At 60.1% G+C, this 22181-nt stretch carries 19 protein-coding genes and 1 pseudogene; 8 read left to right on the top strand and 12 right to left on the bottom strand.

Translation table 11 applies throughout. The features are described from left to right. The 4 genes and pseudogenes from KBT70_RS02320 to KBT70_RS02305 form a co-directional block, all read right to left on the bottom strand. A pseudogene (locus KBT70_RS02320) lies at nucleotides 1-168 on the bottom strand (ABC transporter permease); the annotation flags it as partial. Nucleotide 169: 1 nt separating this feature from the next. Beyond that, complete coding sequence (locus tag KBT70_RS02315) at nucleotides 170-1024, bottom strand: ABC transporter permease (protein WP_296628312.1); 855 nt, start codon at nucleotides 1022-1024, stop codon at nucleotides 170-172. A 100-nt stretch (nucleotides 1025-1124) separates the two neighbouring features. After that, nucleotides 1125-2396 (bottom strand): extracellular solute-binding protein, encoded by a 1272-nt coding sequence (locus KBT70_RS02310; protein ID WP_296628310.1) that lies wholly within the window; start codon nucleotides 2394-2396, stop codon nucleotides 1125-1127. A 51-nt stretch (nucleotides 2397-2447) separates the two neighbouring features. Further along, nucleotides 2448-3422: an ABC transporter ATP-binding protein gene (locus tag KBT70_RS02305; RefSeq protein WP_296628309.1), complete on the bottom strand. Its 975-nt coding sequence runs from the start codon at nucleotides 3420-3422 to the stop codon at nucleotides 2448-2450. Between the two features lie 253 nt (nucleotides 3423-3675). Between KBT70_RS02305 and KBT70_RS02300 the strand changes: the two genes are divergently transcribed. The 4 genes from KBT70_RS02300 to KBT70_RS02285 all read left to right on the top strand — a co-directional run bounded on the left by KBT70_RS02300 (nucleotide 3676) and on the right by KBT70_RS02285 (nucleotide 7376). Continuing rightward, on the top strand, nucleotides 3676-4362 hold the full coding sequence (locus KBT70_RS02300; protein WP_296628317.1) for a GntR family transcriptional regulator: 687 nt from the start codon (nucleotides 3676-3678) through the stop codon (nucleotides 4360-4362). Beyond that, nucleotides 4359-5192 carry a GNAT family N-acetyltransferase gene (locus KBT70_RS02295; RefSeq protein ID WP_296628308.1) on the top strand — a complete coding sequence of 278 codons (834 nt, stop codon included), beginning with the start codon at nucleotides 4359-4361 and terminating at the stop codon, nucleotides 5190-5192. Before KBT70_RS02300 ends, KBT70_RS02295 begins: the two co-directional genes overlap by 4 nt. Nucleotides 5193-5342: 150 nt before the next feature. Beyond that, entirely contained in the window at nucleotides 5343-5801 is a 459-nt protein-coding gene (locus tag KBT70_RS02290; RefSeq protein WP_296628306.1) for an NUDIX hydrolase, read from the top strand. Between the two features lie 192 nt (nucleotides 5802-5993). Further along, nucleotides 5994-7376: an inorganic phosphate transporter gene (locus KBT70_RS02285; protein ID WP_296628315.1), complete on the top strand. Its 1383-nt coding sequence runs from the start codon at nucleotides 5994-5996 to the stop codon at nucleotides 7374-7376. A 109-nt stretch (nucleotides 7377-7485) separates the two neighbouring features. Here the strand turns inward: KBT70_RS02285 and KBT70_RS02280 are convergent, their stop codons facing one another. After that, nucleotides 7486-10203, bottom strand: coding sequence for an Ig-like domain-containing protein (locus KBT70_RS02280; protein WP_296628304.1), 2718 nt, complete (start codon nucleotides 10201-10203; stop codon nucleotides 7486-7488). A gap of 322 nt (nucleotides 10204-10525) precedes the next feature. Continuing rightward, the gene (locus KBT70_RS02275; RefSeq protein WP_296628300.1) at nucleotides 10526-12370 is read right to left on the bottom strand and encodes a sigma 54-interacting transcriptional regulator; all 1845 of its coding nucleotides are present in this window, start codon (nucleotides 12368-12370) and stop codon (nucleotides 10526-10528) included. Nucleotides 12371-12587: 217 nt separating this feature from the next. On the opposite strand from KBT70_RS02275, the gene KBT70_RS02270 reads away from it, so the two are divergent. Genes KBT70_RS02270 through cynS form a run of 4 tightly spaced genes read left to right on the top strand, consistent with a single transcriptional unit; the run spans nucleotide 12588 to nucleotide 16225 of the window. Beyond that, entirely contained in the window at nucleotides 12588-13964 is a 1377-nt protein-coding gene (locus KBT70_RS02270) for a CmpA/NrtA family ABC transporter substrate-binding protein (protein WP_296628297.1), read from the top strand. 3 nt (nucleotides 13965-13967) lie between these two features. Then, nucleotides 13968-14801, top strand: coding sequence for a nitrate ABC transporter permease (gene ntrB, locus KBT70_RS02265; RefSeq protein WP_296628296.1), 834 nt, complete (start codon nucleotides 13968-13970; stop codon nucleotides 14799-14801). 11 nt (nucleotides 14802-14812) lie between these two features. Continuing rightward, nucleotides 14813-15715, top strand: a complete 903-nt coding sequence (locus KBT70_RS02260) for an ABC transporter ATP-binding protein (RefSeq protein ID WP_296628293.1) — start codon at nucleotides 14813-14815, stop codon at nucleotides 15713-15715. Between the two features lie 27 nt (nucleotides 15716-15742). Beyond that, nucleotides 15743-16225: a cyanase gene (gene cynS, locus KBT70_RS02255; protein ID WP_363269933.1), complete on the top strand. Its 483-nt coding sequence runs from the start codon at nucleotides 15743-15745 to the stop codon at nucleotides 16223-16225. Nucleotides 16226-16294: 69 nt separating this feature from the next. Here cynS and KBT70_RS02250 read toward each other — a convergent pair whose 3' ends face one another. The 6 genes from KBT70_RS02250 to KBT70_RS02225 form a co-directional block, all read right to left on the bottom strand. Next, complete coding sequence (locus KBT70_RS02250; protein WP_296628288.1) at nucleotides 16295-16660, bottom strand: cupin domain-containing protein; 366 nt, start codon at nucleotides 16658-16660, stop codon at nucleotides 16295-16297. Between the two features lie 58 nt (nucleotides 16661-16718). Next, on the bottom strand, nucleotides 16719-17546 hold the full coding sequence (locus KBT70_RS02245; RefSeq protein ID WP_296628286.1) for an ABC transporter permease: 828 nt from the start codon (nucleotides 17544-17546) through the stop codon (nucleotides 16719-16721). Further along, on the bottom strand, nucleotides 17546-18436 hold the full coding sequence (locus tag KBT70_RS02240; RefSeq protein ID WP_296628284.1) for an ABC transporter permease: 891 nt from the start codon (nucleotides 18434-18436) through the stop codon (nucleotides 17546-17548). Before KBT70_RS02240 ends, KBT70_RS02245 begins: the two co-directional genes overlap by 1 nt. Next, nucleotides 18433-19545 (bottom strand): ABC transporter ATP-binding protein, encoded by a 1113-nt coding sequence (locus KBT70_RS02235; RefSeq protein ID WP_296628282.1) that lies wholly within the window; start codon nucleotides 19543-19545, stop codon nucleotides 18433-18435. Before KBT70_RS02235 ends, KBT70_RS02240 begins: the two co-directional genes overlap by 4 nt. Nucleotides 19546-19596: 51 nt before the next feature. Continuing rightward, nucleotides 19597-20637, bottom strand: a complete 1041-nt coding sequence (locus KBT70_RS02230; protein WP_296628280.1) for a polyamine ABC transporter substrate-binding protein — start codon at nucleotides 20635-20637, stop codon at nucleotides 19597-19599. A gap of 89 nt (nucleotides 20638-20726) precedes the next feature. Continuing rightward, nucleotides 20727-21992 (bottom strand): FAD-binding oxidoreductase, encoded by a 1266-nt coding sequence (locus KBT70_RS02225; protein WP_296628313.1) that lies wholly within the window; start codon nucleotides 21990-21992, stop codon nucleotides 20727-20729. Nucleotides 21993-22181: the final 189 nt, after the last annotated feature.

Here is a 22181-nt window from a genome sequence, read left to right as displayed (position 1 = left end):
CAGGTCACGGAACCAGTGGAGCGAGAGGCCATTCATCGGAAAGGTCAGACCGCCCTGTGGGCCTTGGAAACTGAGGATGGCGATGGTCAGGATCGGGCCATAGAGAAACAGCACGAAGAGGCCGAAAAAGGCGGCCAGTATGTAGAAGCTGCGGGGGCGGCGGTCCATCTCAGAGCTCCTTGCGAATGTTGACAAAGCGCAGCAGGATCGCGATCACCAGTAGCACGGTGCAGAGCAGCACAACGGCGGTCGCGGCGGCGGACGGGTATTGCAGCAGGGCGATATCGTTGGAAATCAGCCGCCCCACGTTGGCCCGCTGGCTGCCCGACATGAAGCGCACCGTGATGAAATCGCCCATGACCAGCGTCACGACAAAGATCGTGCCGATCATGATGCCGGGCTTGGTCAGAGGCAGGATCACATGCACCAGCGTCTGAAGACCGCTTGCGCCGTTGTCGCGCGCCCCCTCGAGCAGGGATTTGTCGATCCGCATCATGGTGTTGAAGATCGGAACCACCATGAAGAGCGTGTAGAGATGCACAAACGCCAGGATCACCGAAAAATCGGAATACAAGAGCCACTCCAGCGGCGCGTCGATCACGCCCCAGGACAGGAGTGTCTGATTGGCAATGCCATTGCGGCCGAGAAACGGAATCCATGAAATCATGCGGATGATATTCGAGGTCCAGAACGGGATCGTGCAGATCAGAAAGAGCGCGATTTGCATCGTCAGGCTGCGCACGTGGAAGGCCAGGAAATAGGCCACGGTAAATCCGATGGCGAGGGTCAGCGCCCAGGTGATGAGGGCATATTTCAGCGTCGCGCCGAATACCTGATAGGTCACGGCCGAGCCGAACAGAAACTCGTAGTTGTCGAACTGAAAGGCTGGGTAGATCGAAAACTCGGTCGCCCCCCAGAAACTGACGATCACGATCATGACGATGGGCGCCATCAGGAACGCCAATAGAACCGCTGTCAGGGGCGCTGCCTGAAGCCAGCCCAAAAGATGGCGGTTGGTCGTCATTGTGCCTGCTCTATTCGCTGGGGTGTGACCATGGGGATGCGCGGTCTGGGGGGCGATTGCCCCCCAGCCGATTGCTGAATATCCGCGTGGCGGAAGGGTATCATGCGGCGATGAACTCGTTCCACTTGCGGACCATGTACTGATTCTCGTCCATCACGGCGTTCCAGCAGGCCACAGCCCCCATGCGGTCATTGAACGACCCGCCATCGCGCACCTCGCCCGCCTGCGCCAGCGCGTCGCCAGTGGGCGAGGTGATGACGTCGGTGGCGGGCTTGCCCTCGAACCAGTAGCCCCATTCATTCTCGGACATAAAGTCCTTGGAGGTTTCGGGCACCGCCGAATAATAGCCCTGGCGCATCAGATAGCCGCCGACCCAGCCCGAGAGATACCAGTTGATGTAGTCATAGGCCGCGTCCAGCTCCACTCCCGACAGCGACGAGGACAGGCCAATGCCGCCGCCCCAGCTGCGATACCCTTCTTTGAGCGGTTGGTAGACGCAAGGAATGCCGCGCGACTTGACCGCTGTGATGGCGGGCGACCACATCGACTGGATCACCACCTCGCCGCTGGCCATCAAATTCACGCTCTCGTCAAAGGTCTTCCAGAAGGCGCGGAATTGGCCGTTCTTTTTGGCTTCGGTAAAGATCGCCATGGTCTTGTCGATCTCTTCGCGGGTCATGTTGCCCTTGTCGCCATACTGGACCTCTCCCATCGCCTCGCAGACCATGGCCATATCCATGATGCCGATGGACGAGATGTCGAGGATCGAGGCCGTGCCCTTGAACTCGGGGTTCAAAAGCTCTGTCCAGCTTTCGATCGGGCGGCCGATCAGGTCGGGGCGGATGCCCAGTGTGTCGGCATTGTAGATCGTCGGGATCAGGGTCATCCAGCCGGTTTCCCCGCTGGCAAAGCTGGTGCTGCCGGGACCGTCCACAAAGCCTACCGTATGTGGCGCTGTGCCTTGGGCGATGGTCGACTCGGGTGTCAGCTTGCCCGAGCGGAAGATGCCGACGATCTTGTCGTAATTGGCGATCTTTGCTGTATCCATCGCCTGCAGGTTGCCGGTCGGCCAAACCTTCTTGCAGATCCAGTATTCGATATCGGCGATGTCAAAGCTGTCGGGCTGGGTGGCGGCGCGTTGGGTCACGCTGTCGCTGTCCAGCGCGGTCATCTCGAGCGTGAAGCCCAAGTCTTCCTTGACCTTGCTGGCCACGTCGTTGAGGTTCGACACGCCGGTGCCGAACTGGCGCAGCACGATGTCCTTGGTGTCCTGCGCCCAGAGCATCGGGGTGGGCAGGGCGGAGGCAGCCAGTGCTGCGCCCCCGGTCTTGAGCAGTGCGCGGCGGGTGTAACCGACCTTGGGTTTTGCCATTGTTCTCTTCCTCTCTGTCCAGTGGATCTAGTTCAAACGTAATTTGGCCTCTCAGGCCTCGAGGCGGTGCAGCCGCTCTTTGTCCCAGCAGAGGTTGACGGCCTCACCGGGCGATTTCGGGGATTGAAAGAATTGTGCTTCCGGCAAGAGGGCCAGCACCTCTTCGCCGCTTTCGGTGGCTGCGGTGACAGAGACCGAGGCCCCCTGATATTCGACCGCAATCACCGTTGCGGGCATGCCCTCAGCCCCAAGCGAAACCGCGTCGGCGCGTATCGTGACCTTGCCGCCGGGCAGGGCGAGCACGTTATGGCCGCCGATGAACCGCGCCACGAACTCGGTGCGCGGCTGCGCCCAGACCTCGCGCGCGGGTCCTGCCTGCGCGATCACCGCGTCGTGCATGACGACAATTTCGTCGGCAAGGGCGAGCGCCTCGTCCTGACCGTGGGTGACGTGGATAAAGGTGATGCCCAACTCGCGCTGGAGCTTTTTCAACTCGGTGCGCATCCGGATGCGCAGGAATGGGTCGAGTGCGGACAGCGGTTCATCCAGCAAGAGCACCTTGGGGTCCGTGATCAGCGCACGCGCCAGCGCCACTCGCTGCTGTTGGCCCCCCGAAAGCTGCGCAGGCAGCCGGTCGGCCAGATGCGTCATGTCCACCAGTTCGAGCAATTCATTGGCGCGGGCGTGGCGCGTTACCTTGTCCACGCCTTTCATGCGCAGGGAAAAGGCCACGTTGTCGCGCACCGACAGATGCGGGAAGAGCGCGTAGTTCTGAAACATCATGGCCGTGCCCCGCCGCGCCGGCGGCAATTGCGACACGTTCTGCCCATCCAGCAGGATTGCGCCTTCGCTGACGTCCTCATGCCCGGCGATCATCCGCAGGGTCGAGGATTTGCCACAGCCAGACGGCCCCAAGAGGCAGACATAACTGCCTTTGACAAACACATGGTTCAGATCGCGCACGGCCACCGTGTCGCCATAGCGCTTGGTCAGGTGAACCAGTTCAAGATCGTATCCTGTGCGCATCAGGGCCCCCGTGCCATCTGTCGGGATTACCCTGTGCTGGCCCTTTTGCTTTGAGGCAGCGTTTTTGCAGGCGCTGAGGGGCGAAAACTGGCGTCGCCTGTTTTATTTGCCGATGTGCGCGGGGCCTGCGTAAAAAATAGCACAACTTTGTATACAATTATGTCGGCAAACGGGAACCATACTGTCGCACTTGTCCCTTCCCCTGCGAATCGGAAAAAGAGATAGTCAGGGGCGAATGGGTGATCCGGAAACCATGAACAAGATCGAAACCAGAGTGTGGACCAGCGACACGGTTGTTGCCGACCTTGAGCGCGCCATCCATGAACACCGCTTGCCCCCCGGCACCAAGCTGGGAGAGGACGAGTTGGCCGAAGCCTATGGCATCAGCCGCACCATCGTGCGGGCGGCCTTGTTGGCCCTGTCGCACCGTCATCTGGTCGAATTGAAGCGCAATCGCGGTGCCTTTGTCGCGCAACCTTCCGTGCGAGAGGCGCGCGAGGTGTTCGAGGCGCGATCACTTCTCGAACCGCGCACGGCCCATTCCGCCGCCCTGCGCATGACCGAAGCGGAGCTGACGCGCTTGCGGTCCAATATCCGCGAAGAGCACGCCGCTCTGGACGCCGGAGAGAATGGGCGCGCCCTGCTCCTCTCGGGTCAGTTTCACGTCGAAATCGCGCGCATCGCGGATCAGAGCACGATTGAGGCCTTTATTTCGCAACTGATCTCGCGGTCCTCGCTGATCATCGCGCTCTACTGGCGTCGACGTGCCGCGCTGTGCGAGACTCAGGCGCATCACGCACTTTTGGACGCCTTTGCCAACCGCGACGCTGCTCTGGCCGAGCAACTGATGAAGAGCCATCTGCTTGATCTTGTGGCCTCTCTGGATCTGCGTAATGTCACCCAGCCGCCCATGTCCCTGCGCGAGGCTTTGCAGCGATGACGCGTTTTCTCTGCCGTACCGCAACCTTGCCCGAGGTCGAACAGATTCTTGATTGGGCGGCGGACGAAGGCTGGAATCCGGGGCGCGACGACGCGGCGGCTTTTTATGCCGCCGATCCGCAAGGGTTCTTTGTGGCTGAGGTGGATCGTCAGCCGGTCGCGGCCATTTCTGTGGTGAATCACTCCGAAAGTTATGCCTTTCTGGGGCTTTACCTCTGCCGCCCGGAATTTCGCGAGCAGGGGATCGGTTTTGCGCTCTGGCAGCACGCCATTGTACATGCAGGCGGGCGGACCGTGGGCCTTGATGGTGTTCCCGCGCAAGAGGCCAATTATGCAAAGTCCGGCTTTGTGCTGGCGGATCGGACCCGTCGGCTGACCGGCACCTTTCCAACCGAGGCTCTGACGTTGCCACTGGCTGCGCAGGCGGATTTTGCCGCCCTTGCCTGTCTCGACAGGGCCGCGACTGGCGTGTCGCGAGAGCGGTATCTGGGCACATGGCTGCGCAATGGACCCACGCGCCGGACCGTGCTGTTGCGGGAGGGCGCAAATGTGATCGGTTTCGCCACGGCGCGGCTGTGTCGGGTGGGAGTCAAGATCGGCCCGATCGTGGCCCCCGATGCTGCTGCCGCGCTGCATCTCGCGCATCAGGCCGCCGCCACTATGGCAGAGCCGTTGGCCATCATCGACGTCCCGGACAGATGTGTAGCCTTTGGCGCTTTGCTGCGGCAGAACGGATTTGTCGAAGGGTTCGCGACTGCCCGGATGTATCGTGGCGTTGAGCCCGAAATCGGCGACATGCTGCACGCCGTGGCAACGCTGGAACTGGGCTAGGACACGCGCAAGGACGGCGTGATCTCGCCGGGATAAGCATGGCCTCGCCCTCAGCGATCAGGCCCGCCACGGCCAGCAATTGCATTTCCCCTGCGTTATCTGTATAAATGTATGAATAAAAAGACTATATTTCAGAGGTCAGTGGGGTTCATGGCAAGCGCGATCTACAGGACATGGACCGAATTGGTGCGCGCCTTCTTCAGACGTCCACGTCGGCTTCAAGTGGCGGCGCTCTGCTATCGAGAGACCAGTGGTCACAAAGAGGTCTTGCTGATCTCGTCGCGCGGCACGGGGCGCTGGATCATCCCCAAAGGCTGGCCGATTGACGGCAAGGATGCCCCAGGTGCGGCCCTGCAGGAAGCCTGGGAAGAGGCAGGCGTGCGGTCTGGCTGCGTGACCAAAGAGGCGGTCGGGCTCTATCGCTATGAAAAAGAGCTGTCCACGGGATTGCCGGTCCCGGTGGAAACGCTGGTCTTTGCGATTGAGGTGGAGCAGATGGACGCGGACTATCCCGAAGCTGCGGAACGCCGCCGCATGTGGGTCAGTCCCAGTGCCGCCGCAGGCATGGTGCAAGAGCCCGAATTGCAGGAAATCCTGCGCAGAATGTAACAATTTTGTTTCAAATTTGTGACGGAATCGGTTGATACCCAAGGCGCGCTTGCTTATGCCCCCAGCGAGCCAGTCATCGGGGGGCAAGCTGTGAGCGACACGCAAAACGACGCAAAACATCTTGAGACCCTTGACCGGGATCTTCAGCGATTTTCTCATCTGGAAACAGCGACGCAATATGTCGCCCGGCCCATGGTGGCGCCGGGGATTGCTCTGGCGTTCATCGTCGTGACAGCGCTTGCCGCTGCGGTTTCCTTTGGAGCATTCCCGACCAACTTTGTGGTGATCGCAGCGACGGTGTTCGGGGCCTATATGGCGCTCAACATCGGCGCGAATGACGTGGCCAATAACATGGGGCCTGCGGTTGGGGCCAACGCGCTGACCCTTGGCGGGGCCATCACGATTGCGGCGATCTTTGAAACGCTTGGGGCGCTGCTTGCGGGTGGCGATGTCGTCTCGACCATTTCCAGTGGCATCATCGACCCTGTGACCGTCGCGGATTCGCAGGTCTTTATCTGGGCGATGATGGCGGCGCTGATTTCTGCGGCGCTCTGGATCAACCTTGCCACATGGATCGGGGCCCCCGTATCGACCACACATTCGGTTGTGGGTGGGGTGATGGGGGCCGGGATTGCTGCCGCCGGATTGTCCGCCGTCAACTGGAGCACGATGAGTGCGATTGCCGCCTCTTGGGTCATCTCTCCGGTACTGGGAGGGGTGATTGCGGCGCTTTTCCTCGCGCTCATCAAATCGCGGATTATCTACCGCGAGGACAAGATTGCCGCCGCGCGTCGCTGGGTGCCAATCCTCATCGGGATCATGGTCGGGGCGTTTGCGACCTATCTGGCGTTGAAGGGGCTGAGCCGGGTGGTCAAGATCGACCTCGGGACCGCTGTCACCACCGGTCTGGTGCTGGGGGTGACGGCGTGGATCGTCACAATCCCGCTGATCAAGCGGCAGTCACAGGGTCTGGAGAACCGCAACAAATCGCTCAAGGTGCTCTTTGGCGCGCCGCTGGTGATCTCGGCGGCGCTGCTGAGTTTTGCGCATGGGGCCAATGATGTGGCCAATGCGGTGGGTCCGCTGGCTGCCATTGTCCATGCGGCGGAATTCGGCACCATCACGGCCAAGGTGTCGATTCCGCTCTGGGTGATGATTGTCGGCGCGTTTGGCATTTCCTTTGGCCTCTTCCTGTTTGGTCCCAAGCTCATTCGTATGGTTGGCTCGCAGATTACCAAGCTGAACCCGATGCGCGCCTATTGCGTGGCGCTCTCGGCGGCGTTCACGGTTATCGTGGCCAGTTGGCTGGGCTTGCCGGTCTCTTCGACGCATATCGCCGTGGGCGGTGTGTTTGGGGTTGGGTTCTTTCGCGAATGGGACGCGGAGCGCCGCCTGCGCAACTCCAAGATGGCAAACGCACCCGAACTGCGTATCGCGCCCGAAGAGCGGCGTCGGCGCAAATTGGTGCGCCGGTCGCATTTCATGACGATCATCGCGGCTTGGGTGGTCACGGTGCCTGTGGCTGCGCTCGTGTCGGCCTTGGTGTTTCTGGCGCTGAACAGCCTGCCGGTTTAATGACTTGAGAGACCGTGTGATCAGGGCGCTCTTACGGGGAAGATAAGGGGACGATGCGCGCCCCGGTTTCGCGCGCGCATCGCATTCTTTGAAACAGCTTTCACCGGTCTCAGGCGACGTCGAAGAATATCGGCGTATCGGTGTTGGCGGTGTTCCAACCTTCGATATCGAATTCTTCATCAAACAGCGTTGCCAGCCGCACATCCTCCAGCAGCGAGAATGTGTTGCCGAGCAGGAAGCCGTCGTTGTTGCCGTCAATCGACGGAATGATCCCGTCAAACAGGCTGACGCTTGGGCCGTCGAAAAAGTCCGAGGTGATCCCGGCGCTGAATTGCAGCAGACCTGCAAAGAGGTCGAGATCAAGGCCGAGATAGGTATCGTTGGCGAACAACGCCTCCATATCCACGGCGATGTCCACGTCGATCAGACCGTCGGCATTGCCCGACAGGTCGGGATCAAAATCGCCGGTGGTGGGCGTGTTGACCGTGATGTCATCGCCCAGCGAGAAGCCGTTGATGATCGAGCCGTCCTCGAGCATCGCCATCAGGGGGAGATCCTCGATGCTGAGCGAAAAGTCCTGTAGCGTTTCCAGGGTCGTGGTCAGGGCGAGGGACACAAGATCCCAAGACCATTCGACCGACAACAGGTTGAGATTGACGCCCGCGACACTGGTCGAGAGACCGAACGAGTCGCTGTTGCCAAAGGCCGAGGGGAAGCCGAACAGTAGTTGCGACGCAAAGGCATCGAGATCAGCCGTCAGGGCCGCGACATCATCGCTGCCCGAAGAGCTGAGGGTGTTGCCATCCGGGGCATCCAAGGTGCCGGTCGTGTTGATGACCGGGAAGTTGAGGTCGAGGTCAAAGAACGGGTCGAGCGGGCCGAGAGGCACCGACAATTCAAGATCCTCGCCGCTGGCATCAAAGATGTTGAAGCCCGGTAGGCCAAGTTCGCCGGTGAAGTTCGGGTCATTTCCGGTGTCTATATCCCAGATGTCAAAGCGCGAGCTGCCGATGATGAGATCAAGCGCGGTATCGAGATCAAAGACGAAATCCATGCCGAAATTCACATTGGGTGACATGGTTGTAAATGTGGACCCGCCGTCGAGCGAGTAGGCGCTGCTGATCGAGAAGGTTTCTCCATTCTCGACCTGACGCGGCGCGCTGAAGAAAACATCGACCGGCACAGAGGCGTCCACCTCGCCGGTGTTCAGCGAGAAATAGGGCTGCAAGCCAACCATTGCGGCAAAGTTGCCCTCGGTCCGCACGCCGGGGGTCGAGATGGACGAGGGCAGATCAACATCCGCGTCGCAATCCGCGCCAAAGATGCCGGCAATCGTGCACCCGAAATCGGCGATGGCATCCACAACTGCCTCGATCCCGTCCAGCAGCCCCTCAAGCACGTCGCCCGCGAAGGTAAAGCTTGGGATGATCGTAGCGTTGAGGCTCTGCGAGCCGGTATTGAAGCCGAAGAACGGCAAGGTGGGCTGAAAGACCAGCGCGGCACCGGTGCCGAACATGGATTGATTGTCGGTCTCAAACAGCAACTGATCGGTGAACTCAATGGGGTCGTCATCCGCGCCGATCACCGTCACCGTGATCGTGGACGGGGCCGAGGTATCGCTCTCTTCCGGCGGGGTGGTCGAGGTGCCGACGCCCGAATCGTCGATGGCGACATATTGGAATGTCACATCGCGGGTCTCGCCCGCATCGAGAAACTGGAATTCATCCGTGGGGTTGAAGGTGAAGGTGCCGTCACCGTTGTTGACCACCTCGCCATATTGATTGCCGAAAGCATCCGTCGGGGCCGAGATGATCTGGAAAGACAGGACATCCCCGATATCAATGTCTGACCCAATGAAACTGCCCGTCACGCCATCGCCGGTGAGGGGGCCGAACTGACCGCTCTGAACCGTGTCAAAGGCGTCATCCTCACCGACGGACAGCGCCACATCAAAGGCCTCGGGCTGATCGTTCTGGCCGTCGATCGTCAGCACGACATCGGCCGTGGTGAGATTGCCCGTGCTGGATTGGGTTTCGTAGGTAAAGGACCACTGTCGAATGTCATCATGCGCCAGCTTGTCCACGTCCGCGCCGTCAGCCACGAATTTCGCGAAACCGTCGCTGGTGAAGAACAAGGTGCCGAGCACGAGGCCCCCGATCTCAACCGTGCGTTGGAATCCCCCGGCGACCGGATCAAGCGCGCCAACTGAATCTACAACGCTGATGACCGTTTTGCGCGTGCCATCTGCCTGCACACCGTTGGTGTCATTGGCGAGCAGATCCACCATGCCTTTGGAGTTTTCATCAACTTCCCACGCGTCATTGCGGGCGACGCCGCTGGCATCTCCGGCGATCTTTTCACTACCATCGCGTTTGTTGCCGGTGCCGACGGAGGTGTAGCGCAGGCCAAAATCCGCAAGATCGAAACTGTCGAGAGACAGAGGCTCGGAGGCCGACAGAACAAAGCTGGCGGAGGAAACGTCATCCTTGGATTTGCCGGGGGTGCCAAATTCGATGCCGCCATCAAACCGGCCCTGTTGCTTGAGCACGCTGCCATTGACGTTCACATCGTTGCGCACTCTCGACACCGCGCCTTCGTCGAACACGGTCTGGCCGATGATGTCTTCGCTGCCGTCAATGCCCGTGACCGTGAGCCCCGCCGTTGTGGCGTCAAGGTCGACCATGTCAAAGAAGATGCCCCGCAGATCACCCAATAGCCCCGAGCCCAGAACGTTGATGTCAAATCTCAGCGTTCCGTCCGGCAGTTCCGTGATCTTGATCAGCGTGTCGACAGGACCATCAATAGTAAACGTGATTGATTTCGCCATGGCTGAAATCCTTTCGTTAAAATGAATGGGGGGAACCAAAATGCGTTGGGGTATGCCGCAGCATTGAACGGAAATAGATTACCTAACGTAACTTCATATTACACAGGGTTGTAAATTTATCCATATTTTTCGTGAACGCGGTGGTTTTTGATGGATTATGACTTTGCCATCGCTTTGACGTCACCCGACAATGCCAAAGTAACCGTCCGGTTTTTCTAAAAAATCAGCTATTTGTCGTGGAGGGTGCCGGGATCGAGCGCGCGTTTCTGTTCGTAAGGTCAAGCTGCGACAGGCACCGCAGATATTTGCGGCGCCAAGGGAATCAGGCCCAGTCAGCCTCGACGATGTTCAGGCTGCCGATGCGGGAATAGAGCGTGGTGGGTTTGACGCCAAGCAATGCCGCCGCCCCGGAGGGGCCTGCAATGCGGCCGCGTGTTTCGCGCAGGGCGGCAATCAGGTTGACCCGAACAAGGTCTTGCATCTGGGCTTCGGTCCGAAAGGAGCGGCCTGTTTCGGCCTGCGGCCCGAGCCCCCCCAGTTCGACCACCAGCTTGCGATCCTGAGACACAATTGCGGCGCGTTCCATCACGTTGTGAAGTTCGCGCACATTGCCGGGCCAGTCGTAGGACTGAAGCTGTTGCACCACCCCTTCGGTCAATACCGGTTCCGGGCGGTTGAGCCTGCGACAGGCGATCTTGAGCAGATGGGCGGCCAAAAGGGGGATATCCTCTTGTCGGTCGCGGAGCGGCTGGCAGGTGATGGGGAACACGTTGAGAAACAGATAGAGGTCTTCGCGGATGCGATGAGAACGGCGGGCCTGTTTGTCTGACAGGGTGGTCGCGGCGATCACGCGGATATCAAGCGGCTTTGTGCGGGTATCGCCCAGACGGGTCACGGCGCTGTTTTGCAAGGCGGCCAAGAGTTTGCCCTGTATCTCGAAGGGCAGTTCCTCGACATCATCGAGGAAAAGCGTGCCGCTATGCGCCAGTTCCAGCTTGCCGGGCTTGTCGCGTGTGGCCCCGTTAGGGGCACCGCGCACCTGACCCCATAATTCGGCCTCCACCTCTTCCGGGGCGACAGAGCCGCATTTGAAATGGATAAGGGGGCGGCGCGCGCGCGGGCTTGCCTTGTGAATGGCGGTGGCGACGAGGGATTTGCCGGTGCCGGTCTCGCCGCTGATGAACACGGTGGCATCGGTGCGCGCCACGAGGTCGATGCGTTGCACGGTCTGGCGCACCGCAGGCGAGGCGCCGATGATGTTGTGATGCGCGCGTTCGGTCGTGATCGCCTCTTGCAGATAGGCGTTTTCCTGTTCCAGCCGGTCGCGCAGGGCGGCAACCTCTGCCATCGCTTCACGCAGCTTGCGTTCGTTTTCCTTGCGCTCGGTAATGTCGCGAAAGATCACGACGGCCCCTGCAAGGACATTTTGATCGTAGATCGGGGTCGAGACATATTCGACGCGGATCGGTTTGCCATCCTTGCGCCAGAACACCTCGTCTTCGATGCGGTTGACCTCTTCAAAGCGGAAGGATTGATAGATCGGGCAGTCATGGGCGTGATACACATCGCCGTTGAGGTGGTGGTGGTGGATCACGGAATGAATGTCGTGGCCCAAGAGGTCCTCGGCGGTCCATCCCAGCATTTCCTGCGCGGCGCGGTTGAGAAAGGTGGTCTTGCCATCCGCGTTGACGCCGTAAATGCCTTCGCCGGCGGCATTCAGGATCAACTGGTTCTGACGTTCGAGTTCGGAAAAGAATTCCTGCGCGCGCCGCCATTCGAGCAGACCCGAGCGGTGCAGTTCGGCGGCCTGCGTGATGCGGTCGTGCCGCTCCATTTCCTCAAGATCGAGCAGGGTCAGGGCGAGAAGAGACGGCGCATCATTGACCAGTCTGCCCCGGATTTCGACACGCAGCGGCGTGCCCTTGGTCGTTGCGAGGGTAATGTCGCGGCTCCATGCCTCGCCCCGATGGGCGATTTCATCCACCAGCACGATAAAGCCGGGCAGGCTGGCCCCGACCAGAGGCGAGAAGGTGGCACCGGGCACAGGCTCCAGATCCAGCAACGTACGGGCGCGAGGATTGGCGGCGACGATCCGGTCGGCGACAAGGTCGATCACAAGCGCCGCCTCGGCCAGCGCATCAAGCAGGGAATCGGGGGTTGTCGGCATCTCTCGCATGACATGAGCAAACACCGCCGCAGCGCAGCACTGCAATACGAGATCTCGTAAATTACGAGAATCCGTAATGAATCGTCATGGGTGATTTATGTTATTATATTGTAATTAAACACAAATATATCGTGCTTAAAAAATAGGCGCACCCCTTTTGCACATGGTCACTTCGTCGGATCATGGGTCAAACGGCATCTGAGCGAAAGGACACGACATGACCATGAAGAGCCTTGGCGACCCATTTTCGGAAAAGAATGACCTGCGCCACGGGGCGTCTTGCGGGTGCGACACCTGCAAGAGCGCATCGCATTCCTCTGCCGCGCCGGTCATGTCCTCTGAGGCGATGTTGGAGCGCGCGGTCGAAAGCGCCGTGGTGCGGTCGGTGTTCGGTCACAGCGACATCGGGCGGCGGTCGTTCATGGGGATGATGGGCGGCGGCACGGTGGCTGCGGCGCTCGCGTCGGTGTTCCCGCTCGATGCGGCCAAGGCGGCCATTCTGGACAATCTCGGCACGCCGGAAAAGACCGACCTCAACATCGGCTTTGTCCCGATCACCTGCGCCACGCCGATCATCATGGCGCAGCCGATGGGGTTTTATGAGCGCTACGGGTTGAATGCGAGCGTGATCAAGACCGCCGGTTGGGCCGTCGCGCGCGACAAGTCGCTCTCGGGGGAATATGACGCAAGCCACATGCTGACGCCGATGCCGCTCGCGATGACGCTTGGCGCAGGCTCGACCGCCGTTCCCTACATCATGCCCGCCGTCGAGAACATCAACGGACAAGCCATCGTGCTGTCGAACGAGCATCTGGACAAGCGCGATCCAAAGCAATGGAAGGGCTTCACCTTTGGGGTGCCGTTCGAATACTCGATGCACAACTTCCTGCTGCGCTATTACGTGGCCGAACATGGGCTTGATCCCGATGTGGATATCCAGATCCGCGTGGTGCCGCCGCCCGAGATGGTGGCGAACCTGCGTGCCGGGAACCTTGACGGGTACCTCTCGCCTGATCCATTCAATCAGCGCGCAGTTTGGGAGGGGATCGGCTTTATCCATCTTCTGACCAAGGAAATCTGGGAGGGGCACCCCTGCTGCGCCTTTGCCGCGCCGCTCAGTTTTGCCACGGACATGCCCAACACCTATGGTGCGCTGCTCAAGGCGATCATCGACGCCACGCAATACGCCTCGAAGCCTGAGAACCGCAAGGAAATCTCTGCTGCGATTGCGCCCACCAACTATCTCAACCAGCCGGTCGAAGTGATCGAGCAGGTGCTGACCGGCACCTTTGCCGATGGTCTGGGCGCGGTGCAGCAGGTTCCGAACCGGATCGACTTTGATCCTTTCCCCTGGCACTCGATGGGCGTGTGGATCCTGACCCAGATGAAGCGCTGGGGCTATATCGAGAATGACATTGATTACAAGGCTGTGGCCGAACAGGTCTATCTTGCTGCCGATGCCAAGAAGGTGATGAACGATCTGGGCTATGACGCCCCCGACATCACCTACAAATCGCACACGATCATGGGCAAGACATTCGATCCGGCAGAGCCCGAGGCCTATGTCAAAAGCTTTGCCATCGGGAAGGGTTGAGCGATGTCAACTCTGTCGCTGAACCAACGCGCCTTGCTTCTCTCGGTGGTGATGCTCTTTGTCGGGCTCTTTGTCTGGGAGATGGCGATCCCCGCGCAAAAGGCCGCAGGCGAGTTGACCGAATACGAGCGGTTGACCGGTGGGGGCGCACAGAAGGCAGGCGTGCCGCCCCCCTCACAGGTCATGGCCAAGGCATGGGAGGAACTGAGCAATCCATTCTACGATGCCGGACCCAACGACAAGGGGATCGGGATTCAGATCGGGTATTCGATCTACCGGGTGCTGTCGGGGTATCTCATGGCGGCGCTGGTGGCGATCCCGCTCGGGTTTCTGATCGGCATGTCGCCGGTCGCCTACAAGGCGCTGAACCCGTTCATTCAGGTGTTGCGCCCCATATCGCCGCTTGCGTGGATGCCGCTGGCCCTCTTCATCATCCAGGACAGCGAGGCGAGCGCCATTTTCGTGATCTTCATATGCTCGATCTGGCCGATGCTGATCAATACCGCCTTTGGCGTGGCAGGCGTGCGCAAGGATTGGGTGAATGTGGCGCGGACGCATGAACTGGGGCATTTCAAGACCGCCTTTACGGTGATCCTGCCTGCGGCCGCGCCGACCATCGTCACCGGCATGCGGATTTCCATCGGCATCGCGTGGCTCGTCATCGTTGCCGCTGAGATGCTCGTGGGGGGGACGGGCATTGGCTACTACGTCTGGAACGAGTGGAACAACCTCGACCTGACCTCGGTCATCTTTTCGATCCTGATGATCGGCATTGTCGGCATGATGCTGGATGCGGCCTTTGCCACGCTCCAGCGCGCCGTGGCCTATGCGGAATAAGGAGCCGTGAGATGAGCAAACCGTTTCTGTCGATCGAGAACCTGACCCAGTGTTATCCGGATGGCCAAGGCGGCACAATGACCGTCTTCGAGAACGCCACCTTCGGGGTGGAAAAGGGCGAATTCGTCTGCATTCTCGGGCATTCGGGCTGTGGCAAATCCACCATCATGAACATTCTCGCGGGCCTTGCAGAGCCCACCAGCGGCGTGGTCAAGATGGATGGGTTCGAGGTGTCGGGCCCAAGTCTGGACCGGGGGGTGGTGTTTCAGAACTATTCCCTGCTGCCGTGGCTCAGCACGCTGAAAAACGTGAGCTTTGGAGTGGCCGCGCGGCATCCTGACTGGTCCAAGGCCAAGGTGCTGGATCATTCCCGCGAATATCTGGCGATGGTGGGGCTGGAGGGGGACGTGATCCACCGCAAGCCCAGCCAATTGTCGGGCGGTATGCGGCAACGGGTGTCGATTGCCCGCGCCTTTGCCAATCACCCCAAGCTCTTGTTGCTGGATGAACCGTTTGGCGCGCTTGATGCGCTGACGCGGGGGACGATTCAGGATGAGTTGCTCAAGATTTGGGGCGGCACCGGGCAGACCGTGTTCATGATCACCCATGACATCGACGAGGCGATCCTGCTGGCGGACCGTATCCTGCTCATGACCAACGGTCCCTTTGCCCGCGTGGCGGAGTCGGTTGAAATCACGATCCCGCGGCCGCGCAACCGGACCGAGATTGTGGAGCATGCCAACTATTACCCGATCCGCAACCATCTGGTGCAGTTCCTTGGCAAGCGGTCAAAGGAATTGGCCGGGCGCGCCTCCGATGGCGCGGCTCAGACACCCGAAACCGTGAGGATCGACCGCACGCCGCCCGAAGACGAGACCGGCGAGGCCCGACGGCTGCGCGCCGTGAACCTGTGACAGCTATTTTCACCTGAGACCGAAAAGATGGAGGACACCATGAAAGACAATCTGCACATGCCCGCATTGATGACCAAGGAGGATGTGACCACCCTGATCCTGATCGCGAAGAAAAAGACCGGGATGAAATGGGAAGAGATCGCAGAGGGCATCGGCATGTCGCCGGTCTGGACCCACTCGGCCTGCATGGGCATGAACACCATGCCCAAGGCCAAGGCCGAGGCGCTGGTTGCCCTGCTCGATCTGCCGGAGGAGGCAGTTTCGGTGCTGGAGGAATATCCCACCAAGATCTGGGAACAGGCGGTGCCGACCGATCCCTGTATCTACCGCCTCTATGAGATCGTGGGCGTTTACGGCCCGACGATGAAGGCGCTCATTCAGGAAGAGTTTGGCGATGGCATCATGTCGGCGATTGATTTCGACATGAAGATCACGCGCGTGGCCAACCCCAAGGGCGACCGCGTCAAGGTCGAGATGTCGGGCAAGTTTCTGGGGTATAATTCCTGGTAACGCAGAAAATCACACTGGCAGGCCCGGCCATAGCAGCCGGGCCAAGCCGGAGCCTCAACCCTCTGCAGTTCAAGAGGTGGGGGATGTGCTGAGGATATAGAGCTTGCGCATATGCTCGTGAATCACCCACTCGCCGGTCCATCCCTGAGGCAGGACCAAGAGATCACCGGGGCCTATATCGCGCGTGCCCTGCCCATCGGCATTGGTGACCGAAGCGCGCCCTGAAATGATGTGACAATATTCGCCCATTGAGGTGCGGTCGGCGGTGAAATGCCCCGGCGTGCATTCCCAGACGCCGATCTTGGTCCGCCCATCGTCAGAGGCCCAGAGTTGCACCGACGCCTCTTCCTGCCCCGGTGTGAGGCTGGTCGGCTTGGGGGCGAAGGCACCAAGCGGCTGGGTGGCGAGGTTTTGATACGTCTTGAGGTCGATCATCTAGGACTCCGGAGTTTGTCTTGGGGAAGGCATGTCACGTATTAGAAGGCGCGGTGTTTCACTCTGTGCTCTTCTTGTCTTGGCCGAATACCTGCACCAGCACCATCATCACGGTTGTCACAAGGATCATGATTGTCGAAATGGCCGCAATGGTCGGGTCGATCTGATCGCGAAGGGCGTTGAACATATTGCGCGTGAGCGTCGGGTTGTCGCCGCCCGAGATGAACATCGCCACGACCACCTCGTCAAACGAGGTGAGAAAGGCCAAAAGCGCGCTGGTCACGACCGCAAAGCGGATCTGTGGCAGGGTCACGGTCAGAAACGCCTTCCAGCGCGGGGCGCCGAGACTGCGCGCGGCCTGTTCCTGGCTCATGTCATAGCCCTTGAGCGCAGAGCCAGTGACAATCACCACCAGAGGCAGGGCCAGCACGGTATGGGCCAGAACCAATCCGGTTACGGTGTAGAGGATGTTCAGTTTCACATAGGCGTAGAACGCGCCGATCGCCACCAGCACCAGCGGCACCATCATCGGTGTGATCATCAGGACAAAGGCGAGTCTGACAAAGGCAAACCGAGAGCTGTGGAGCCCATAGGCCGCCAGCACACCAATCGGTGTGGCCACGATCATGGTCAGAAATGCCGTCTGAAACGAGGTGCGCGCCGCCTGCATCCATTCGCTAGAGCCAAAGAAATTGTCATACCAGCGGGTTGACCAGACCTCTGGCGGAAACTCTAGATACTGACTGTCCGAAAAGGACATCGGGATCACGATCAGCGTTGGCGTCACCAACAGGATCATGACAATCACCGCAAAGACATAGAGCCAGAGGCGCTGACCATGGGTGACTTGCGTGTCGGTGGCGGGGGATTTCAGCCAGTTGCGCATCAATGGCCACCTCCGGTCATCCGGTCGAGGTTGAGAAACCGCGAGGCGATCCATAGGATCGCGACCGTCAGCACAAGCAGCACCACGCCCAAGGCGCTGGCCGCCCCCCAGTTCACGAATAATTCGATGTTCGAAACGATCTGCATCGAGACCATGATCACCTTGCCCCCGCCCAGCACCGCCGGGGTGACAAAGAAACCAAGGCAGAGAATGAAAACCATCAGCGCCCCGGCAAAAAGCCCCGGTGTGGTGAGCGGAAAGAACACGGTCCAGAACGCCATGCGCGGGCTTGCCCCGAGATTGGCCGCCGCCTTGAGGTAATCGCGGTCAATCGCCTTCATCGCGCCGTATACCGGCAGGATGAGAAACGGCAGCATGATATGCACCATGCCGATCAATGTGCCGGTCATGTTGTGCACGATCTTGAGCGGCTCATCCCAGAGACCGAGCGAAATCGCCCAGTTGTTGATCAATCCCTGTTTCTGCAACAGCACCAGCCATGCGTAAGTGCGCACGAGCAGCGACGTCCAGAACGGCAAGAGCACGGTAATGAGGCACAGATTTGCAAGGCGACTGGGCAGTTGCGACATGAAATAGGCAAAGGGATAGCCGATCAGGATGCACAGCCCGGTGGTCAACAGGCTGACCTGAAAGGTAGTGACGAAAATGCGCAGATAAGACCGGCGGCTGATCATCCGCTCGTAATTCTCAAGCGAGAATTGCCCGTTTGCCCCGATGAACGAGACATAGAACAACCAGCCCACGGGAAGGACCAGAACCACGAGAATAAGCAGGATCGCCGGTGAACTCAGACCAAAGAGCGCCAGCCGCTCCAGCCGCTCGTCGCGGCGCAGTCCGGCGGCGTTGGTCCTTGCTGCCTGCGCGGTCATGTCTGGCTCCCGTCGATCAACACCGTGTCTTCGGGGGCAAGCGTGAGGGTCACATGGTCGCCCAACCGGGGCAGTGACGTTGCATTGCTGCCCCGCACCGCGCCGCGCAAGGCCACCATTTCACCCGTGTCCAACCGTGCGTGCAGCAAAAAGCTGTCGCCTTGATAGACCACATCCGTTGCGGTGGCGGCAAAGTTGTTGGCCCCTTCCCGTGGTCCGCCGGGCGAAAGCACAATACGTTCGGGGCGGATCATCAGTTGGAGCAATGGCGTGTCGGGCAAGGTCCCCTGATGGATCAGCGGCACGCCTGCAAAGGTCACATCACGGCCCACGCGGTTGACCGTCAGAAATGTGGAATCGCCGATGAAGTCCGCGACAAAGCGATTGGCAGGGTGTTCATAGAGATCGCGGGGTGTCGACAGTTGCATGATGCGCCCATGGTTCACCACGGCAATCCGGTCGGACATGGTCAACGCCTCGCGCTGATCATGGGTGACATAGACCGTGGTCATGCCCAGTTGCTCGTGCAGATGCCGCAACTCGATCTGCATCTGGTCGCGCAGTTTCTTGTCGAGCGCGGACAGGGGTTCATCCATCAAGAGGATGCGCGGCTCGAATACGATGGCGCGCGCCACCGCGACGCGCTGCTTTTGTCCGCCAGAGAGCTGATCGACGCGCCGGGGGCCATAGCCGCCAAGCTGCACCGTTTCCAGCGCCCGCTCGACCCGTTCCGCAATCTCTGCCTTGGGTCGTTTGCGCAGACGCAAGGGATAGCCCACATTGCCCGCCACGGTCATATGCGGAAAGAGCGCATAGCTCTGAAAGGTCATGCCAACCTCGCGCAGATGCGGCGGGGTGCGGATAACCTCTCGGTCGCCGAACCTGAGACTGCCGCAGTCAGGCCGGGTAAAGCCCGCAAGCACCATCAAGAGCGTGGTCTTGCCAGACCCCGACGGCCCCAGAAGTGTCAGAAACTCGCCGCTTTTGACCTCGAGCGACACATCGTCGAGCGCATGCACCGCCCCGTAGGTCTTGGTGACGTTCTGCACCGAAATCGGCAGCGCTTCCGTGGCGATGTTGGTCAAGTTGCTGCCCTCCGAATGGTCCATTGGCACAGACGGGCGCCGCAGCGCCCGTCTGTTCTTGTGTGGCTATGCTGGTTATTCGGTCAGCATTTCCTGATACATCTCGGCGGCAACAGTTTCCCACTTTGCATACCATTCCAGCGAGATGGGCAGTTGCATCGCCGCATTCTCGGGCGAAGACGGCAGACTGGCCGCGACCTCTGCGCTGATCTCGCCTGTGTCATAGGCGGCTTTGTTGGTCGGGCCGTAGGTGATGTATTTGGGCAGATCGTCCTGATACTCGGGTTTCGAGATTTCGGCGAGGAACTGCATCGCGGCATCCTTGTTCGGCGCGCCCTTGGGGATTGCGAAGCAGTCGTAGTCGAGCAGCGCCTGATTGAAGCTGTAATCCACCTTGGCCCCATCCGCCGCAGCGGTATCGAAACGGCCATTCCAGCCGGTCGTCATGTCGACTTCGCCATCCTTCATCAACTGGGCATGCTGCGCGCCAGAGGACCAGAAAACCGAGATATTGGGGCGCAACTCTCGGATCTTGTTGAGGGCGCGCTCGATCCCTTCTTCCGAACTCAGCACTTCATAGACCTGCTCCATCGGCACGCCATCGGCCATCAGCGCCGGTTCAAGCGCGCCTGCGACGGAGCCGCGATAGGCGCGCGAGCCGGGGAATTTTTCCGTGTCAAAGAAATCCGCCCAGCTTTGCGGGCCGTTCTCGCCATAGGTGTCGGTGTTCCAGGCATAGACCGTCGAGAACACATCACCCCCGACGCAATAGTCGGAATAGAGATTGGGATAGAAATTGGACACGTCGATCACGTTGTAATCCAGCGGCTCCAACAGCCCCTCGGCACCCGCGCGCGCCGCAGAACCCGATCCGCTCGCCACGATGTCGAACGTCACCTGCCCGGTCGAAACTTGCAGGCGCACATCGGCCATGCCGCCATAGGTTTCCTGTTTGACCGTAACGCCGGTCGCCGCAGAGGCGGGTTCAAACAAGGCTTTGCTCTGTGCATCCTGATAGGACCCGCCCCAGGACGCGATGGTAATCTCCGTGTCTTGGGCCAGAGCAGCGCTGGCGAGCAGCGTGGCGGCGACGGTGAGGGAAAATGTCTTTCTCATCTTGTCTTTCTCCTGTTGGAATGCCGCGAAATGGCGACGCGTGCCGATTGTTGTCATGTTTCGCTGGCTCGGCGTGGTTCAGCGAAAATTCAAAGTCGAGATGGCTCTGTGACCATGGCCCGGCGGGTTTGTCTCTTGTCCATCCAGCGATACCAGGCGACGGTCGCAGGCAAAAACCATGGCTTACCTGTATAAAGCGGGCGGGTCGGGTGCGGCAGGTCGTCAAAGGCGGTTTTGCCTTCGGCAAGGCCCAGCACCTTTTGGCCGGTGCGCATGCCCAGATAGCCCGCCATCGACACGCCAGAACCGCAATAGCCCATGGCGTAATGCACCCCGTCGTGAACGCCGGTATGCGCCAATTCGTCGAAACTATAGGCAACCGTGCCATGCCAGGAATGCGAGATTGCGCAAGTCTTCAACTGCGGGAAAATGCGGATCATGCTCTCAAAGAGCAGCGGTGCGCTGACCGAAGTGTCGGTTTCCGCCGCCGAGACACGGCCGCCAAAGAGGACGCGCCGCCGGTCAGGCGAGGCGCGATAGTAATAAAGCACTTTGCAAGTGTCGCTGGCGATCCGGTCGGTCGGGAACAACTCGTCGATCAATGTCTCGGGCAATTCCTCGGTGGCGATGATATAGCTGCCAATCGGAATCACGCGGCGTTGCAGCCAAGGGGTCAGGGCCCCGGTATAGCCGTTGGTGGCCACGATCACGTCGCGCGCCCGGACCTCGCCCTTGGCGGTCTGCACGCGAAAGCCGGACCCTGTGTTTTCGATCCGGCCCACGGGGCAATGCGACACGACCTCGACACCGGCCTTGAGGGCCGCCATCAAGAGCCCACGATGATATTTGGCAGGATGCAAGGAGCAATGTTTGGTAAAGACCACCCCGCCATGATAGAAATCCGTGCCCATCTCGCGATGCTGTTCGGCGCGGGGCACGGCAAAGCTCTCGATGCCTTCGCCCTTGCGCATTTGGTCGGCGTCGCGCACCAGCGTTTCATAATGAGCGGGGGTATGGGCCGCGTGAAAGCGGCCAACGCGCCGGAAATCACAGTCGATCCCCTCGGCGTCGATAAACTCGCCAATCCATTTCAGTGCCTGTTCGCCTTCGCCGCGAATGGCCCGCGCCTTTTGTGCGCCGAATTTGGCGGTCAGCTTTTCAAGCGACGGTTTCACGCTGGTGCTGATCTGGCCGCCATTGCGGGTGCTGCACCCAAAGCCAGCGGCCTCGGCGTCGATCACAACCGTCTTGCGCCCGCCGCGTGCCGTGGCGATGGCCGCACTCAGCCCGGTATAGCCCGACCCCACGATCAATACATCCGCATCGTGCGGTGGATCGACCGGCAGGACGGGCATCGGGCCGACCTGATCGTGCCAATAGGGATGGTGCCGAGTTGTTTCCGGTCTGCTGCCGTCCATCGCGTTACTCCGTTTGCAGGGCAAGCCAATGTGGCACCCCACAGATGCAAGGGTTAACGCTAGGGCAGGATTGGACTTTCTTTCATATCCAATTTGACAAAAAAGTCAGACCAATTTCAGCGCAAG

Origin of the sequence: Roseovarius sp. (assembly GCF_018066915.1) — a bacterium.
In the GTDB taxonomy this organism is placed as follows: domain Bacteria; phylum Pseudomonadota; class Alphaproteobacteria; order Rhodobacterales; family Rhodobacteraceae; genus Roseovarius.
The sequence above is the reverse complement of the archived record's forward strand: the minus strand, read 5'-3'. Positions and strand labels throughout refer to the sequence as shown.